We start from the raw sequence: 17,454 nt of genomic DNA, 5'->3' as shown, positions 1-17,454 counted from the left end.
GGTTGCGCGACGCGGGCGCGCCGGCCCGGTACAATGCGCGCCATGGAAAAATTCGATGTCGCGATTGTGGGCGCCGGCGCGGCCGGCATGATGTGCGCCGCCGTGGCGGGCCAACTGGGCCTGCGCGTGGTGCTGATCGACCACGCGCAACGTCTGGCGGAAAAGATCCGCATTTCCGGCGGCGGCCGGTGCAACTTCACCAACATCAATGCCGGACCGGCGAACTATCTGTCCGAGAATCCGCATTTCTGCCGCTCTGCGCTTGCACGCTACACGCCGCGCGATTTTCTCGATCTGATGCGTCGTCATCGCATCGCCTGGCACGAAAAGCACAAGGGGCAGCTGTTTTGTGACGAAAGCGCCGAAGATGTCATTGCCATGCTGCGCCGGGAATGCGCTGCAGGGCAAGTGCATTGGCGCATGCCCTGTGGCGTGCATACCGTCGCGCGTGTGGAAGGCGGCCATCCGTATCACCTGACGACCGACGCCGGGCATATCGCCGCGCGGCGGCTTGTCGTTGCGACTGGAGGCTTGTCGATCCCGAAGATCGGCGCGACCGATTGGGGCTTTCGCGTGGCCAGCCAGTTTGGCCTGAACCTGATCGAGCCGCGCCCGGCCTTGGTGCCGCTGGTCTTTGATGCGCCCACGTGGGCCCCTTTCGCCGGGCTTTCCGGTGTGTCGTTGGAGGTCGAGGTCAGTGCGGGGAAGGGGCGCGACGCCGGCAGTTTCGTCGAGGATCTGCTGTTGACGCACCGGGGCCTGTCCGGCCCGGCCATTTTGCAGATTTCCAGCTACTGGATGCCCGGCCAGCCGATTTCGCTGAATCTCGCGCCGACGCTCGACGTCGGGGAGGCGCTGCTCGACGCCAAGACGAACTCGAAGCGGCAGTTGGCCAACCTGTTGGCGCAATGGTTGCCGTCCAGGCTGGCCGAAACCTGGGTCGAGCACCAGAAGCTGTCGCCCACGGCGCGTGTGCAGGAGTTGTCCGACAAGGCGCTGCGTTCCCTGGCGCAGGCCTCGAACGGTTGGGTGGTGAAGCCGTGCGGTTCCGAGGGCTGGCGCAAGGCGGAAGTCACGCGCGGCGGGGTGGATACCCGAGCCCTGTCGTCCTCGACATTGGAGGCGCGCGATGTGCCGGGGCTGCATTTTATCGGCGAGGTGGTCGACGTGACCGGCTGGTTGGGCGGCTACAATTTCCAGTGGGCCTGGGCCTCCGGGGTTGCCGCTGCGCGGGCGATGGCCGATGCCTCCGAGAAGGCGCCGGTTTGAGGGCGGGGGCTGCACGAGAGCTCTGGACGGACGTCGGGCGTATATGGTAGTCTCGTCCTTCGTGGAAATCTCCGCTAACCGAAAGTGCTGGCCGCCGGTGACTGTCGAATGCCATATCAAATGGACGCGGGGCACACTGACAAAGCCGATGACGTGACGCCGCCAGGCGTTGCCGCGTGACTGTTTGTTCCTGAAGCCCGCTTGCGGAAGTCCGAAGCGGGTTTTTGTGTTTATTTGCGGGGGCGCGCCGGTGTTGCGCGTGCGCCCCGCGCGTCCTCCCATTTGGGACGGCATGGTCTACACTGAAACGTAATCGATCCTGGAATACCCGCCCATGAGTCTGAAAGAGCGCATCACCGAAGACATGAAGACGGCCATGCGAGCCAAGGCCGCCGAAAAACTGGGGACTATCCGCTTGCTGCTCGCCGCGATCAAACAAAAGGAAGTCGACGAGCGCATCACGCTTGACGACGATGCCGCCGTGGTTGCCGTTGTCGACAAGCTCATCAAGCAGCGCAAGGACGCCATCACCCAGTTCGAGGCCGCCGCGCGTCAGGACCTCGCGGACAAGGAAGCGGCCGAGATCGAAGTGCTGCAGGTGTATATGCCGCAGCAGCTGTCTGCTGACGAAGTGGCTGCCGCAGTGAAGGCCGCAGTCGCGCAGACCGGCGCCGCCGGTCCGCAGGACATGGGCCGCGTCATGGGTATCCTGAAGGGGCAATTGGCGGGGCGCGCCGACATGACGGCCGTCTCGGCGCAAGTCAAGGCAGCGCTGGCTGCGTAACGATGCGGATCCGGTTTGCCGGCGCGCGTGCGCGGCGGACCGGTCGGTATCGGTGATGACATTCGCCTCATGATTCCCCAGGCATTTCTGCAGGAACTCCTCAACCGCGTCGATATTGTCGAGGTGGTGGGTCGTTACGTGCAGTTGAAGAAGGGCGGGGCGAACTTCATGGGGCTTTGCCCCTTTCACAATGAGAAGTCGCCCTCATTTACGGTAAGCCCGACCAAACAGTTCTATCACTGCTTCGGTTGCGGGGCGCACGGGACGGCGATCGGCTTCCTGATGGAGCACGCCGGCCTGGGCTTTGTCGAGGCGGTCGAGGACCTCGCCCGTTCGGCCGGGTTGTCCGTGCCGCGCGAGACACCCGTTGGCGGTGCGCCGGCTGCGGCGCAGCAACGGCAGCAGACCCTGGGGCTCGTCGATGTCATGACCCGGGCGAGCGACTATTACCGCCGGCAGTTGCGCAGCGCGATGCCGGCCATTGAATATTTGAAGGGGCGCGGCCTCACCGGCGAGATCGCGGCCCATTTCGGTCTCGGTTACGCGCCGGACGGCTGGCAGAACCTGGAGGCGGCGTTTTCGGACTACCGTGACGACCAACTGATGGAAGCGGGTCTCGTGATCGAAAGCGAGAAGGGTGAGCGTGACGGCGGGTCGAAGCGACGCTACGACCGTTTTCGCGACCGCATCATGTTCCCGATCCGCAATACCAAGGGGCAGGTGATCGCGTTCGGCGGCCGTGTGCTTGGCGCGGGCGAGCCGAAATACCTGAATTCGCCGGAAACACCGTTGTTCAGCAAGGGCAGTGAGCTATACGGTTTGTTCGAGGCGCGCGGGGGCATTCGCGAAGCCGGATATGCGCTCGTTGTCGAGGGCTATATGGATGTAGTGGCGCTTGCGCAGCTCGGCTTCCCGAATGCGGTCGCCACGCTGGGCACCGCGTGTACGCCGATGCATGTGCAGAAGCTGCTGCGCCAGACCGAGACGGTGGTGTTCAGTTTCGACGGCGATGCTGCGGGACGGCGCGCCGCGCGGCGCGCGCTCGAGGCCTGCCTGCCGCATGCCGACGACAACCGTAGTCTGAAATTTCTGTTCCTGCCCACGCAGCACGATCCGGACAGCTTTGTTCGCGAGTACGGCACGGAGGCGTTCGCCGCGGAGGTGGCGAAGGCCATGCCGCTGTCGCAGTTCCTGATCAGCGAGGTCATCGCCGGCAAGGAAATGCACCAGCCCGAGGGCCGTGCCCGAGCGCTGTTCGAGGCCAAGCCGATGTTGCAGGCGCTACCGGCCAATGCCTTGCGCGGACAGATCCTGCAGGCGTTGGCCGATCGGGTCGGTTCGTCGCTCGAGGAAGTGGCCAGCTTGTGCGAGCTGGCGGCTGCGCGCCGCCCGGGGCCGTGGGACAAGGCGCCTGCCAAGCGGGAAAAGCGCCGGGTCGTCGGCACGGCGCACCGGGCATTGCAGAATTTGCTGATGTACCCGTCGATCGGAAACGATTTGACGGCGGACGAGACCAAGTTACTGCAGGGTGTGAATTATCACGCCGAGATTTTTGAGGAGGTCGTGCAGCATTGCCGGGATATGGGGGGCGAGGCGGATTTCCGCTTTATGTCCGACCGTCTGCGGGCCTCGCCGAATTCGGCGAGTTACGAAGATATCTTTCGTGAAATTCTGTCTTTTGACGAGAACGCACGCGATTTGCTGTTGTTCGACCCGCAAGATGAGGCGCAGGTCGAGCGCCGCGAGGAGCAGATTCGTCTGCGCCTGGCGGAAGTGCGCAGTGCGATACGCAAGATGCATTACGACGGGTTATGCGAGGCATTGGAAGCCATTTTCAAGCAGGGCGGGTTGAGTCCTGATGAATTGCGCCGCGCCGCGGCGCTTTCGCGGGAACGCGATGAATTGAAGCGGCAGCTGGCTTCGGCCGGCACAGGCGGCACGTCGGGTTGAGGTAAGTCCGCGTGCTATAATAGAAAGTTTTCAGTGGGCTGTTTTCTGGCAAGCGAGATCGCTATGGCAAAGACGACAACGACCAGCGGAAAAAAGACGGCAAGCAAGTCGGCAGGTGTGACCAAACGTGCAGTAGTGTCCCCTGGCGGCGGGCGGGCGTCCGTATCCGCGAAGTCACATGTCTCGGCCAGACCGGCCAAGCCAGCGAAGGCAGTCAGGACAGCGGCAAAAACGATCAAGGCGAATATGACGGCCGGAGCGGCCGGGGCAATGAACGGTGCAGCGAGAGGTGCGGCGAAAGCCGCGCCGGCGGCGGCAGCGAGTGTCTCGGCGCGCAAGACGGCCACCCAGGCATCGGCGCAACGTACAGCGCAACGCAAGGCAGCGGCCAGCGAGACTGGCAAGAGGGCTGCAAAGGTGGCAGACGCCACCACGCGCAAGCGTACGACCGCCGGCAAAGCGGGTGTTTCAAAGGGCGGCGGTTCTCCGCAGGCCCGGCAACCCGTTGAAAGAAGCGCGAAGAGTGCGTCCGCACGGACAATGTCCGATGCGGCTCGCGGAAAGCTGGAAACTGCTGTCCCACGCAAGACCGGGACGGGGCGAAAGGCCGCCGTGGAGAAAGTCGCAACGGTTGCGACGGTCAAACCGGCTACTGCGACCGCGCGTGCTGCTGCAGCACGCGAGGACAAGGTGGCGACCGTAGCGACAGCCTCTTCGGTTGAGCAACACGTCTCAGCAGAGAATACATACGATCAACCCGTGAACGAAGATCAGACCAAAGTGGAAAAGCAGAAGGCGCGTGACCGTCGGGCGAAGGAAAAGGCGCTGTTGAAAGACGCGTTCTCCTCGCATCAGCCCGGAACTGCCGAGGAACTGGAAGAGCGACGCGGCAAGCTCAAGGCGCTGATCAAGCTGGGGAAGGAGCGCGGCTTCCTGACCTTCGCTGAAATCAACGATCACCTGCCCGACGACCTCGTGGAGAGCGAGGCGCTCGAAAGCGTGATCGGCACCTTCAACGACATGGGCATTGCCGTCTACGAGCAAGCGCCCGATGCCGAGACGCTGCTGCTCAACGACAATGCCCCGAACGCGGCCTCGGATGACGAAGTCGAAGAGGAAGCCGAAGCGGCACTGTCGACTGTCGACTCGGAATTCGGCCGCACGACTGACCCGGTGCGCATGTACATGCGCGAAATGGGTACGGTCGAGCTGCTGACGCGCGAGGGCGAAATCGAAATCGCCAAGCGCATCGAGGAAGGCCTCAAGCACATGGTGCAGGCGATTTCCGCTTGTCCGACCACGATCGCCGAGATCCTGGCGCTGGCTGAAAAGGTCGAGCGCGAGGAAATGCGTATCGATGAAGTCGTCGACGGCCTGATCGATCCGAACGCCGAGGCGGCTGCTGCGGAAGCAGCGGCGGCTGAAGACGAGGATTTCGACGAGGAGGCCGAAGACGAGGCGGACGAAGAGGAAGCCGACGAGGAAGACGACGACAGCAACAGCGGCGCGGGTGCATCGGCGGCGCAAGTCGAGCAGCTCAAGCGCGACGCACTGGCCAAGTTTGCGTTGATCGCGGATTGGTTCGGCAAGATGCGCCGTGCGTTCGAGAAGGAAGGCTATCAATCGAAGCCTTACCTGAAGGCGGGCGAGTCGATCCAGGCCGAGTTGATGAACATCCGCTTCACGGCGCGTACGGTCGAGCGTCTGTGCGACACGTTGCGTTCGCAAGTGGACGAAGTGCGCAACATCGAACGTGCGATTCTGCACATCGTGGTGGACAAGTGCGGCATGGCGCGCGCCGATTTCGTGTCGCGCTTCCCGGGCAACGAAACCAACCTCGACTGGATCTACACGGTCGTGGCGGACGGCAAGGCATACAGCGCGGTGGTTGAGCGTAACGTTCCGGCCGTGCAGGAACTGCAGCAGAAGCTGATCGACCTGCAGGCGCGCGTGGTGTTGCCGCTGACCGAGCTGAAGGATGTCAACCGCAAGATGTCGGAAGGCGAGCGCCGCGCCCGCAAGGCCAAGCGTGAGATGACCGAGGCGAACTTGCGTCTCGTGATCTCGATCGCCAAGAAGTACACGAACCGCGGTCTGCAGTTCCTGGATCTGATTCAGGAAGGCAACATCGGTTTGATGAAAGCGGTGGACAAGTTCGAATATCGTCGTGGTTACAAGTTCTCGACGTATGCGACGTGGTGGATTCGTCAGGCGATCACGCGTTCGATCGCCGACCAGGCGCGTACCATCCGTATTCCGGTGCACATGATCGAAACGATCAACAAGATGAACCGGATTTCGCGTCAGATTCTGCAGGAAACCGGTGTCGAGCCGGATCCGGCGACGCTGGCCGAGAAGATGGAAATGCCGGAAGACAAGATCCGCAAGATCATGAAGATCGCGAAGGAACCGATCTCCATGGAAACGCCGATCGGTGACGACGACGATTCGCATTTGGGCGATTTCATCGAGGATACGGGCACGGTAGCGCCTGCAGACGCCGCATTGCATGGTAGTATGCGCGACGTCGTGAAGGACGTGCTCGATTCGCTGACGCCGCGTGAAGCGAAGGTGCTTCGCATGCGCTTCGGCATCGAGATGAGCACGGATCACACGCTCGAGGAAGTGGGCAAGCAATTCGACGTGACGCGTGAGCGGATTCGTCAGATTGAAGCCAAGGCGTTGCGCAAGCTGCGCCACCCGAGCCGTTCCGACAAGCTCAAGTCGTTCCTCGAAGGCAACTAAGCCGAGCGACAGCCGGGTTTGATGGGCCGTTAGCTCAGCGGTTAGAGCAGGGGACTCATAATCCCTTGGTCGCTGGTTCGAACCCAGCACGGCCTACCATGCAGTACGAAAGCCCTTGGCGGTTGCGCCAAGGGCTTTTTTTATTAAAAGCAAAAACCTGCCTGGATTTTGGGCGTGCTTTGCGTTGCCGAATGGAGCGCGTTTCTCGTCTTTGGAACGTTCTTTCGCCAAGGACAAAGCGCACCATGACCCATAGCGGGGAGCACAAGTGACCTTCCCCCACAGAAGTATCCCACGGTAAAGTTAGCGACAAGGCTGAAGAAACCAGGCTGCTCGCAGCGGTGGACAGGCACTCGAATCCAATGTTGCGTTGGATTGTTCGTATCGCTATCGAAACCGGAATGCGATCGTCTGAAATCGTAACGCTGCGGCGCAATCAAGTCGATTTGACGCGGCGCGTGGTGCTGCTGGTTGAAACCAAGAACACACTGCCACGTACGGTCCCGCTCACGGTGGAAGTGACGAATCTGTTTCAGCAGGCGCTTGCTTCCCCGGTGCGTTGAATCGACACGGACCTGATCTTTTTCGCTGAGCCGGAGAAAGATGGTCAGCGTCGACCGTGCAATTTGAATAAGGTTTGGCTTGACGTCAAACGTGCAGTCGGATGCGCGGATTTCCGTTTTCACGACTTGCGTCATGGGCAGCGTCGATCGGTTGCTCATGGAGACACGGGCCCAGCGGGAGTTCGCGTCGGAGAGGTTATGCGTCGATGTACGCACGCACGGCAATATTGACAAGTTGCTTGTCGCTGTCGAAATGGGGCGGGTCGATCTCGGCATGCTGACTTTGAATTTCGCGGTACAGGCCATTGAGACCGGGGCACAGATCAAGGTGATTGCACTACACTGCATAGATGGCGAGAGGATCGCCACTGTAATCGGACAGCAACTACTTGTCGGTCGCCGGTGTGCGTTGACAGGCTTCTTGCGTGCCCCGTGGGGCGCCTGCTAATCGATTCCGCCTGTACCACTACGATGGTCGATGCTCGGTCGGCGGGCTGGATCGATGAGGAGGTGATTGCGGACGCACTGACAATTGCGACATCTCCAATTGGAGGATTGTCACGCCGTGCGGCGCAGCACTATTACGCCAACGAGCTATTGGAGACTTCCGTCGGCCCCCCCCCTAACGAACGAACCGCTGGAGAAATTCCTGTGCCCTCCTTGAGATACAAACGTGTGCGCAATGCTTTGCTCGAAGTTTTCGCCGCACCTCTGCTGGTTGCGCTGATGATTGTTCTATGGCAGGTCAGCGTACCGCTGTTTGGTATCTCACAGTTCGTGCTACCGACGCCGCTCGAAGTGCTCAAACGCATCGCAAGCGATTACACGCTGCTGCTGTCACATACCCAGGTCACTCTGTACGAGGTGTTGTTCGGCTTCGGGGCATCAATCCTGGCCGGTATTCCGATCGCGCTTGCGATCTTCTATTCTCGCCTCGTCGAGAAAGCGATTTATCCGGTGCTCGCCGGATTGCAAACCATTCCGAAGGCTGCGCTGGCGCCGTTGCTGGTGTTGTATCTTGGCTATGGGTGGGCGCCGAAGATTTTTCTGGCGTTCCTGATCTCGTTTTTTCCTATCGTGATCTCGACCGTGGTGGGCCTGCAGGCGCTCGACAAGGGCATGGTCAATTTGGCCCGTTCGATGGGGGCGTCGGAGTGGCAGACATTCTTTAAGATTCGTCTGCCGGCCGCGCTGCCCAATATTTTCGGTGGCCTCAAGGTAGGAGTCGGCTTGGCGGTGATCGGCGCCATCATTGGCGAGTATGTGGCTGCCGAAAAGGGCCTGGGTTATCTGCAATTGCAAGCCACATCGCAGTTCGACACCACACTCAATTTCGCAGCGGTGGTGATGATCTCGCTCATCGGTGTCGTGCTCTACGGCGTGCTTGGTATGTTGGAGCGCCGTGTGGTCTATCAGAAAGAAAGTGCCAAGTGAGGCGCGCGTAAACGCGACAGTCGAGTCGACTTTCAGGCGGGGATGTATATGAACCCAATGAACAGTAGCCAGGTAAGCGTGTCGGTCAACATCAACCAAGTGACAAAGACGTACGAGACGCGCGAAGGGCAGGAAATTTTAGCGCTGGATCGAACCGACATTGCCGTCAAGCCCGGTGAGTTCGTCGCCGTCGTCGGCCCCAGCGGTTGCGGCAAAAGCACCCTGTTGAGCTTGGTGGCGGGCCTGACGAAAGTCAGCGCCGGCCAGATCTGCATCGATGGCGAAGAAGTGCGGCGTGCACACCCAAAGACAGGCGTGGTGTTTCAGTCAGACCTGTTGCTGGACTGGCGCACTGTGCTCGACAACATCCTGCTGCCGATCGAAATCAAGAAATGGGATAGGACCGCGTTCGTTCCCAAGGCTGAGCAGTTGCTGGAGGCAGTCGGCCTCAAAGGCTTCGGTGCGAAGTATCCTGCCGAGCTCTCTGGCGGAATGCGACAACGCGTGGCGATTTGCCGTGCGCTGATCCAAACACCCGGTTTATTGTTGATGGATGAGCCGTTCGGCGCGCTCGATGCGCTGACTCGCGAGCAAATGATCATGGATCTGCAAAGCCTCTGGCTGTCCGTCAAAAACACAGTGATGTTCATCACCCATGGTATCGACGAGGCCGTGTTCCTGGCTGACCGAGTGCTGGTGATGTCTCCGCGCCCGGGCCGCATCGATCTGGACTTGACTATCGACATGCCGCGTCCGCGCACGTGGGAAATGCACCGCGATCCGAAATTCGTCGAATACATGCAGACAGTGCGTCGCATTTTCGAAGCCAAGGGCATCCTGCATTAGTCACTCAAGAGACAGGCACGTCAAAAATCTCGGTACTGGGTGCGGGCACCGGCGGCGCGGCTTCCGCAGTCGAGTTGATTCGAGGACGCATGCGGAGCGATAACGGCATCGAGATCGCCATCACCCAGCAGCGTGACTAACGAGCGGTCATCGACGCGCGTGATGTCGAGCCCCGGCACACGCGTCGTTACGGACCGCTTGTCGGCGGGTGCATTGAGCCCCGCCTCGATCCAGTGCGCCTCTTCCAATTGCACTTCGTACCGGTGTATCGACAGCGCCCGAGCGTAAATCGCTGCGTGGCGGAACAGGCGATTTGGGAAGAGGGGCAACGCGATGCAATCCAGCGGTCGTTTTGGCGCGCAATGCGACGTACTTGCCCTGCGACATCTCTGCTACCGGCCAGGGTGCGTCCTGCCAGAAACGCTTTAACACAACTGGCCCAACGGCACGTCGGCTCGCCGCAAGTCAAGTCCCGGCACTGTCACCTCGCCAGTGAACAGCGTCTGGGTATGTGCGTAGTTGTCGCGCGCCTTGATGGCACCCAGCAACTCTAAAAAAGTTCTGGCGGAGCCCCTTCTATGTGCGATCGCCAGCCACCCAACAGACCCGGTGACAACACCTCCCGGACCATGGACAACTGGGGGCAGGAATCATGCCGGGCCTGGCTCGCCAACTCCCCACATCGGGGAATGAAGATAGTAACGGGGCATCGAAAATGGCGATGCACAGTCATCGTGAAATTCCATTTCTCAAGTTCGAGCCGTTTTGCAACAATTTGCTTAACGCACAAGACACTTCACAAGGAGGAAGGCAAATGGCGTTTCTCGAGAATACCTGGTATGCCGCCGCATGGTCCGGCGAGGTCGGTCGTCAGTTATTGCCCCGCACCTTCTTGAATCAGCCGGTCGTGCTGTATCGCAAGGAGAACGGGGCGATCGCAGCGCTCGCAGACCGGTGCCCGCACCGATTTGTCCCATTGCACCTTGGCAAGCTGAAAGGTGACATCGTCGAATGCGGTTATCACGGATTATGCTTTAAAGACACTGGTGAGTGTTCGTTCAATCCACACGGTGATGGGGCTATTCCGAAGGCAGCGCGAGTCAAGAGTTACAAGGTCGCCGAGCGCCACGGCGTTGTGTGGATCTGGATGGGCGATGCCGATCTGGCAGACGAGTCGAAGATCCACGACTTCGGCCAGTTCGGCGATAGCGAACGCTACGCTAGCGTGTTCGGGTATTTACATGTCGCCGCGAATTACCAGTTGATTACGGACAATCTGCTTGATTTGACGCACGGTCAATACATTCATCCGCTTTTCGCCAATCCCGCCGGCCCATCGACAATGGAGCCTAACCCACCCTATGACGAGAATACCGTGTGGGCGAAATTCATTCGACGTAATCAATACCCAAACAAGTATTTTGAGATGCTTGGCTACCCGGGCGATCGGCGTGGCGATCACCGCAACTATATGCGCTGGAATCCGCCCGCCTTACTCCTGCTGGATGTCGGCATGACCGGTGTTGGGGAACCTCACGACAAAGGCATTTCGATCCCAACCGCCCATTTATTGACACCCGAAACTGAAAGTACGACCCATTATTTCTGGGGGATGGCTCGCGATTTTCGCCGGGACGACACCGCGCTGGGAGAAATACTGCTGCAGATCGGTACCAATGTCTTCGACAACGAGGATAAGCCGATTATTGAAGCGCAACAGAGGTCTATGGGCTCGACGACCGAGCTGCTGGCGCTGAAGCCGGTGTTGCTGCAAACCGATGCGCCGGCCGTGCGCGCACGGCGAATCCTTGGGGAATTGATCCAGAACGAAGAGCATGGCAAGCAAGCGGCGAGCAACGTTGCTTCTTAGTTCGAACCGACCGACTGCGCCCCTTTGGGGCGAGCGACGAGGGGCAGCCCGAGGAGTACATCATGCAAGATTGGATCGAGGTCCAGATCCGCACAAAGACGGTTGAGGCGACCGATATCTGCTCATTTGAGTTGGTGGATCCAACCGGCGCGCCGCTTCCGCCTTTCACTGCCGGCGCGCACGTCGATGTTCAGGTTCTGCCTGGCTTGACGCGCCAATACTCACTTTGCAATAAGCCGTCTGAACGGCACCGTTACGTGATAGCCGTTCTGCGTGATCCTGCGTCACGCGGTGGCTCTCGGGCGATGCACGACGAGATTCATCAGGGAGCGCTCATAAAAATTGGCAAACCAAGGAATTTATTTCCGCTTGATGATAAATCACTCAATGTTCTGCTGTTGGCCGGCGGCATAGGTGTTACTCCGATCTTGTGTATGGCCGAGCAGCTCGCTGAAAAGAAGGCAAGATTTTCGCTGCACTATTGCGCTCGCTCGGCAGGGCGTATGGCTTTTCGCGAGCGAATTGAGAGCTCAGCTTTCGCGAATCGCTCGGTGCTTCACTTTGACGAAGGGCCACCCAGCCAGCGCCTCGACATTTCGATGACGCTCGCGGAGTGCGGGTCGGAGACACACATATATGTGTGTGGGCCGACCGGCTTCATCGAATGGGTCTTAGGCAATGCGCGTCAGCGCGATTGGCCCGAGTCCAGGCTGCATCGGGAATATTTCGCCGCGCCAGCGCAAGCCGTTGCCCAAGAGAGCTCGTTCGAGGTGCAACTCGCGCGCACGGGAAAGATCTACACCGTCCCTCCCGAAAAAAGCGTCGCGGAGGTGCTGGCCGCGCATGGCATTGATATTCCCGTTTCGTGCGAGCAAGGTGTGTGCGGAACTTGTCTGACCCGAGTTCTTGCGGGGGAGCCGGAACACCGGGACACGTTTCTCACACCACTGGAACGCGCGCGGAACGACCAATTCACGCCGTGCTGTTCGCGCGCACGCGGCGCCCGGTTGGTCATAGATTTATGACCTCGTGTCGATGCGAAAGCCGGCAAACGAGGGAGGGGCTGCCTGAGAGACCATGCTTCGAGCAGTGTGCACCATCAACGCACGAAACCAACGTGATGCGGGATCCTGATCCTTGTGCCAGTGCCATTGCAGCACATCGGTGAGGATAGGCAAATCGACAGGTGGAGTAAGGATGCGGAGTGGCAGGTGTTCTGCATAGTTTTGGGCCATGCTGGTGGGCAGGGCCGCAATGTGGTTCGTTCCGATCACTGTTTGGGGAATCAGCGTGTAACTCGGGGAAACGCGTGCCACGTTGCATTTTTGTCCAAATTGCTTGGCGAACCAGTCCTCGATTAGCGTGGGTCGCTCTGAGAATGCGATGACATGCCCCAGATTCAAGAACTGGTCGATTGAAAGGCTATCACCGACGAGCTCATTGCCGGACCAGACGACACATGAAAAACGTTCGCTGCAGAGGATTTCGCTGGGATGATCCGGACTCGCAAAACGGTCTGGGACCACCAGAAAATCAGCATTTCCGTTGACGAAGTGATGTCCTGAGCCCGCATACCAGACTTTCGCAAGTGGCGCCTGCCGCGCTGTCTCCTGAAGTACTTTGAACATTAGCGAGGCCCAGACATAGTCGGAGCATGCAACGGTAAAGCAGTGCGAGGATGCCGCCGGGTCAAACATGATACTGGTCGACAATAATTTTTCGGTTTGATCGAGTATCGACCTGAGCGGATCCGCTAATTCCTCGGCGAATGGAGTGAGGACGGTTTTTCGGCCCACTTGAACTATGAGCTGATCCCTGAAGTATTCGCGCAACCTCGCCAATAGCCCACTCATCGTTGATTGGCTGACGTGCAGCCGCTGTGCGACGCGCGTGATGTGCGGATCGGCAAGGATTGCATCCAATGCAATCAACAAATTTAAGTCCAGTTTATGAAAACGCATCGTCTTTCCTGGTGTGATCACGACTCTTAAGGTCGTCGATACGGCGTCGCACCACAACAGTGTAGCGCTGTGCGTCGCAGGGTTGGGTTACCACGCATTGACACCCTAGCTACAGCAGGGCTAATCTTTATGTGATATCAAATTGTGATCACATCAATATATATCATACCCCATATTGGAGGCAGCTATGGCGGACTATTCCGTGATTTTGTTTCGGCGAATCTTATCTTCTTTCCTGGTGCTCTCGCTTATCGGTGCGATGTCGACCCAAAGTTGGGGGGCGGATAGCCTTAACGTTCGATTTAGCTGGAAGCTCAAGTCGGAATATGCTCCATTCTATGTTGCCAAGGAAAAGGGCTATTTCATCGATGAAGGCTTGGCGGTAAAGCTTGGCGAAGGAGCCGGGGCTCAAGCGGCATTGGGTTCGCTCGTTCAGGGCCGGGAAGATGTCGTCGTACTGCCAGGCATCTACGCGATCAACGCAATCCGCAAAGGAATGCCTCTCAAGCTGATCGCGATCTATCACCCAGTGACACCTATGGCCTTTGCGTCGAGACCCGAAAATCCAGTCCGAGTGCCGAAAGATCTTATCAACAAGACCATCGCGGCGTCGGTTGGCGATACGACAACGGAATTCCTCAAAGTACTCTGCAATCGAAACGGTTTGAATTGCTCCGCCCTACGCCTGGTCAATACGGACAGTATGTCGCGCCTGCCGCTCGTGATCTCAGGTAAAGCTGACGTCGCTGGAATCTACTACAACTGGGATTTACCTATGCTGGAGGCGCGTCATACCGAGGTGGTCACAATGGATCTGGCGAAATACGGGCTGGCCGTCCCGGGTTTGGCGCTGGTCACGAGCGATCAAGCCAACGCAACCAAGGCAGATGCATTGCGGCACTTTCTTAAAGCGCTTGATAAAGCAATGACGGAATCCCGTCGCGATCCGACGGAAGCTGCCGAACTATTCTTAAAGAACTGGGCTGGCGGATTGGATAAGTCAGTTGTCGCGAAACAGATCCGGATCACGATGGAATATGTACCACAATCCACGAACCATCCCGCGGGCTGGATCGATCCCAATGTAATTAAAACGGCACTGGGCATACTCCAGTCGGGGGATCAAATCCAGAACATGCAACCGCTCGCGCACTACTACACCAACGACCTTTTCTCGACTGCCAAATAATCGGGAGCATGCGTACGTCCGATGGACGATGCGGGCGAGTTGTACGTGGACGAAGGAATTTTACGCCCATGACCACCATGCCACGCCCCGCTACCCGGGGCGAGGACTGGCGGTGGTCGTGCTCACGGATCTCAACTTGCGTCTCCGCGTGACTGGCGTTGGCCCAGCAGTGCCAACCAATGATCGCTGGCGGACGAAGGCGTGAATATCACGGCATGGTATGGCTTGCGCTGTTGCCGATGCTGCTGATGGGTATCGGTGCCCCCGTCACACCATCGGTGTGGCCATTTTGCGTGCGCTGGCGGTATGCCGATGCGTTACGCACTTTGCCGGCGAACTCTGGGCCATTGCTGACGGCGATGCGATCTTGCCGCACCAGACGGAGGCAGCCACTCTTAAAAGCTTGACAATCGCATTGTGATCACCAACAATTATCACTAAATGTGATCTATATATGTGATCACATTTTACCTGGCCATAAGCTGGCAAACCAAATTCTGCGTAACCGTGTGGGGAGATAAGGTGTGTTTAAACTAAAGGTAGCCATCGGTATTTTCGCGTCAGCCGTGTCTGTTTCCGCCGCTTACGCTCAATCATCGGTCGTCTTGTTCGGTCATTTCGATACCAGCCTCGCGTTCACTCAAAATGGCGGAGGTAATGTGAGTGTTTCAATGAACAGCGGCAATCATATCGGCGCTGGTTTCGGTCTTATGGGCAGTGAGGATCTGGGGGGAGGACTTAAGACAGTGTTCAAGGTGGAGAATGGCTTCGGCGCCAACGACGGCACTTTCGCAAGTTCCGGCAGCACCCCTCGGATGTTCGGTCGGCAAGCTTGGATCGGGTTGAGCAAAGACAACATGGGCACGTTGAGCTTTGGTCGCCAATATGATTTCATGTTGACGGGTCTTTGCAAGTATGCGAGTGGTTGTCTGCTCGGCGCCCCGTTTGACCGCGCGGGGACGTCGATCATCAGTGGCTTGTTGGGCGGCAACGGCAGTAATCCCGATATCGATCGCCTTGGCGGTGCGCGCGTAGATAACTCGATCCGGTATGTGAGCCCGAGTTTTGGGGGCAGCGGGCTATCGTTTGGGGCAATGTACGGTCTCGGGGGGGCACCTGGAAGCCTCACGCAAGGATCCACATCAAGTTTTTACTTGGGATATGCAGCGAATCCGATCGATTTGGGCATCGCATATACGAGTCGGCAAGATCCAACATCGCACGCTCGGTACTCCAACGTCGCGCTTGGCGGCTCATACGAGGTTGGAAAATTCACGCTAAATGCACTGTTAACGCAAGCGCGATGGAGTGCCACGGGGGACACCGTGAGTGGCATCGACTTTAATTTTCGCTACCAATTTAACGGTGCAGCGTCGCTCCTCGTTGGCTACACTTTCAGCAGCCCGAATCACGGTCTGAGCAATCAACTTATGCTGGGCAAGCGTCACACGTTTGGAACAGAGGTTGATTACTTCCTTTCCAAACGAACCGACCTCTACGCATCCGTCGCCTATCAAAAGGCTACCGAGGGACAGAAGGCTCAGTTCTTGTTCATGGCGCCGAGCCGTGCGAATTGGGCGGCTATGACACAAGTGGGGATCCGCCATCGCTTCTAGCCGTTGACTCTTCTTTGTCACTTTAGAGGCTTTCGTGAAAGTCACCGTTCTCGGTGCCGGCGTCGTCGGCCCCGCCCAGGCTTGGTTTTTACGCCAAGCCGGCCACGACGTCACCGTCATCGACCGTCAACCCACCACAGGCCTGGGAACCAGCTTTGCCAATGGTGGCCACATTTCTGTCAGTCACGCCGAACCGTGGGCCAATCCGAGCGCACCGCTCAAGGTGTTGAAATGGTTGGCACGTTCGGACGCGCCGCTGCGGTTCCGTCTGCGCGCCGACTGGCATCAATGGCGGTGGTACCAACAATTCCTACGCGAATGCACGCCCGCGCGCACGCGCCGCAACATCATACAGATCGTTAATCTGGGTCTTTACAGCCATGCCACGCTGAAAGCGTGACGGTTACCCAGAGGCTGGCTGCGCTTGCCGTCCAACGGGGCGTGTAATTCCGCTATGGCACTCGTATCCAGTGTTTGTGTCCGGTCGGCGATTGTCTCGATGGTGTGATGGTGGCTGACGAGCAAGGGCGTGCCGAACTGCTACGTGCGGATGCATATGTCGTGTCATTGGGCAGCTACAGCCCGATGCTGTTGCGGCCGCTGGGTATCAACCTGTCAATCTACCCGGCTAAAGGGTATTCGGTGACGCTGCCTGTGCATGACCCGTCGCTGGCGTATCAGGTCAGTTTGACTGACGGCGAATATAAGCTCGTGTTTTCGCGACTGGGGGACCGTTTGCGTATTGCGGGTACCGCCGAGTTGAACGGTTACAGCACTGCGCTGAACCAGGTGCGCCGTCACGCCATCGTGCGGCGTGTGCGCGAATTATTCCGTGGCATGGCCAAGTATTTTCGTTGCGTACGCATCGTTGTCGGTGGCATCGAAACTGTGCACATGATCGCCAAGGGGCAGATGAAATGCCCTTGGGGACCCCGTTTGTCCACCGCGCGGCAATTCTATTCCCTGGTTTCATCGGTCTGCGCGTTCCCCCGTCGGCTTCGTCAAACCTCCTTATCGCGACAAAACCCTTCTACCCGCTTGGCTCGGAGCAGCTGAGGGGGCGAAAAATTTCCCTTGCCGGTAACAGAATATCCTCGCGACTCGCCATGGATTGCCCCAGGGCCGTCGCGCGCCCTGTCTTGCTAACGAGGCTAATGGCGCGTCTAATGATCGGAGGCAGGCGATGGCCATAAGGGGGCGATATGCGCTGCACAAATTGCGGGTTCG

The 17,454-nt window shown here is 58.8% G+C and carries 15 protein-coding genes, 1 tRNA gene and 1 pseudogene; 13 read left to right on the top strand and 4 right to left on the bottom strand.

The annotated features are described in order from the left end of the window. The first annotated feature begins 42 nt into the window (after nucleotides 1-42). The 3 genes from PTE30175_RS19575 to dnaG all read left to right on the top strand — a co-directional run bounded on the left by PTE30175_RS19575 (nucleotide 43) and on the right by dnaG (nucleotide 4,003). A complete protein-coding gene (locus tag PTE30175_RS19575; RefSeq protein WP_150698749.1) occupies nucleotides 43-1,269 on the top strand; it encodes a BaiN/RdsA family NAD(P)/FAD-dependent oxidoreductase in 1,227 nt (408 codons plus the stop codon). Nucleotides 1,270-1,603: 334 nt separating this feature from the next. Beyond that, nucleotides 1,604-2,053, top strand: coding sequence for a GatB/YqeY domain-containing protein (locus PTE30175_RS19570; RefSeq protein WP_150698748.1), 450 nt, complete (start codon nucleotides 1,604-1,606; stop codon nucleotides 2,051-2,053). Nucleotides 2,054-2,122: 69 nt separating this feature from the next. Then, on the top strand, nucleotides 2,123-4,003 hold the full coding sequence (dnaG, locus tag PTE30175_RS19565) for a DNA primase (RefSeq protein ID WP_150698747.1): 1,881 nt from the start codon (nucleotides 2,123-2,125) through the stop codon (nucleotides 4,001-4,003). 14 nt (nucleotides 4,004-4,017) lie between these two features. Here dnaG and PTE30175_RS28785 read toward each other — a convergent pair whose 3' ends face one another. Next, nucleotides 4,018-4,647 carry a hypothetical protein gene (locus PTE30175_RS28785; RefSeq protein ID WP_224788885.1) on the bottom strand — a complete coding sequence of 210 codons (630 nt, stop codon included), beginning with the start codon at nucleotides 4,645-4,647 and terminating at the stop codon, nucleotides 4,018-4,020. Between PTE30175_RS28785 and rpoD the strand changes: the two genes are divergently transcribed. Then, on the top strand, nucleotides 4,544-6,748 hold the full coding sequence (gene rpoD, locus PTE30175_RS19560) for an RNA polymerase sigma factor RpoD (protein ID WP_224788878.1): 2,205 nt from the start codon (nucleotides 4,544-4,546) through the stop codon (nucleotides 6,746-6,748). The genes PTE30175_RS28785 and rpoD overlap by 104 nt on opposite strands. A gap of 23 nt (nucleotides 6,749-6,771) precedes the next feature. After that, a tRNA-Ile gene (locus tag PTE30175_RS19555) sits at nucleotides 6,772-6,847 on the top strand. A 44-nt stretch (nucleotides 6,848-6,891) separates the two neighbouring features. Here PTE30175_RS19555 and PTE30175_RS29325 read toward each other — a convergent pair. Beyond that, nucleotides 6,892-7,446 (bottom strand): hypothetical protein, encoded by a 555-nt coding sequence (locus PTE30175_RS29325; protein WP_263596290.1) that lies wholly within the window; start codon nucleotides 7,444-7,446, stop codon nucleotides 6,892-6,894. Here PTE30175_RS29325 and PTE30175_RS19545 point away from each other — a divergent pair. Genes PTE30175_RS19545 through PTE30175_RS19535 form a run of 3 tightly spaced genes read left to right on the top strand, consistent with a single transcriptional unit; the run spans nucleotide 7,445 to nucleotide 9,591 of the window. Continuing rightward, on the top strand, nucleotides 7,445-7,759 hold the full coding sequence (locus PTE30175_RS19545; RefSeq protein WP_150698746.1) for a hypothetical protein: 315 nt from the start codon (nucleotides 7,445-7,447) through the stop codon (nucleotides 7,757-7,759). The two genes, PTE30175_RS29325 and PTE30175_RS19545, sit on opposite strands and share 2 nt — an antisense overlap. A gap of 23 nt (nucleotides 7,760-7,782) precedes the next feature. Continuing rightward, nucleotides 7,783-8,745 carry an ABC transporter permease gene (locus tag PTE30175_RS19540; protein WP_224788877.1) on the top strand — a complete coding sequence of 321 codons (963 nt, stop codon included), beginning with the start codon at nucleotides 7,783-7,785 and terminating at the stop codon, nucleotides 8,743-8,745. A 48-nt stretch (nucleotides 8,746-8,793) separates the two neighbouring features. Continuing rightward, the gene (locus PTE30175_RS19535; protein ID WP_224788876.1) at nucleotides 8,794-9,591 is read left to right on the top strand and encodes an ABC transporter ATP-binding protein; all 798 of its coding nucleotides are present in this window, start codon (nucleotides 8,794-8,796) and stop codon (nucleotides 9,589-9,591) included. A 20-nt stretch (nucleotides 9,592-9,611) separates the two neighbouring features. Here the strand turns inward: PTE30175_RS19535 and PTE30175_RS19530 are convergent, their stop codons facing one another. Continuing rightward, nucleotides 9,612-9,920 carry a hypothetical protein gene (locus PTE30175_RS19530; RefSeq protein WP_150698745.1) on the bottom strand — a complete coding sequence of 103 codons (309 nt, stop codon included), beginning with the start codon at nucleotides 9,918-9,920 and terminating at the stop codon, nucleotides 9,612-9,614. A 485-nt stretch (nucleotides 9,921-10,405) separates the two neighbouring features. On the opposite strand from PTE30175_RS19530, the gene PTE30175_RS19525 reads away from it, so the two are divergent. Together PTE30175_RS19525 and PTE30175_RS19520 are read left to right on the top strand one after the other, a co-directional pair. Further along, nucleotides 10,406-11,461 carry an aromatic ring-hydroxylating oxygenase subunit alpha gene (locus tag PTE30175_RS19525; protein ID WP_191629146.1) on the top strand — a complete coding sequence of 352 codons (1,056 nt, stop codon included), beginning with the start codon at nucleotides 10,406-10,408 and terminating at the stop codon, nucleotides 11,459-11,461. Nucleotides 11,462-11,523: 62 nt separating this feature from the next. After that, complete coding sequence (locus PTE30175_RS19520; RefSeq protein ID WP_150698743.1) at nucleotides 11,524-12,486, top strand: PDR/VanB family oxidoreductase; 963 nt, start codon at nucleotides 11,524-11,526, stop codon at nucleotides 12,484-12,486. Here the strand turns inward: PTE30175_RS19520 and PTE30175_RS19515 are convergent. Continuing rightward, entirely contained in the window at nucleotides 12,481-13,422 is a 942-nt protein-coding gene (locus PTE30175_RS19515; protein ID WP_150698742.1) for a LysR family transcriptional regulator, read from the bottom strand. The genes PTE30175_RS19520 and PTE30175_RS19515 overlap by 6 nt on opposite strands. A gap of 187 nt (nucleotides 13,423-13,609) precedes the next feature. Between PTE30175_RS19515 and PTE30175_RS19510 the strand changes: the two genes are divergently transcribed. The 3 genes and pseudogenes from PTE30175_RS19510 to PTE30175_RS19500 all read left to right on the top strand — a co-directional run. Then, complete coding sequence (locus PTE30175_RS19510) at nucleotides 13,610-14,611, top strand: ABC transporter substrate-binding protein (RefSeq protein ID WP_150698741.1); 1,002 nt, start codon at nucleotides 13,610-13,612, stop codon at nucleotides 14,609-14,611. 524 nt (nucleotides 14,612-15,135) lie between these two features. After that, nucleotides 15,136-16,227 (top strand): porin, encoded by a 1,092-nt coding sequence (locus PTE30175_RS19505; RefSeq protein ID WP_150698740.1) that lies wholly within the window; start codon nucleotides 15,136-15,138, stop codon nucleotides 16,225-16,227. Between the two features lie 34 nt (nucleotides 16,228-16,261). Then, a pseudogene (locus PTE30175_RS19500) lies at nucleotides 16,262-17,064 on the top strand (FAD-dependent oxidoreductase); the annotation flags it as partial. Between the last annotated feature and the right edge of the window lie 390 nt (nucleotides 17,065-17,454).

It is taken from the genome of Pandoraea terrae, from assembly GCF_902459695.1.
GTDB lineage: Bacteria > Pseudomonadota > Gammaproteobacteria > Burkholderiales > Burkholderiaceae > Pandoraea > Pandoraea terrae.
This window is presented reverse-complemented; position numbering and strand designations above follow the sequence as displayed.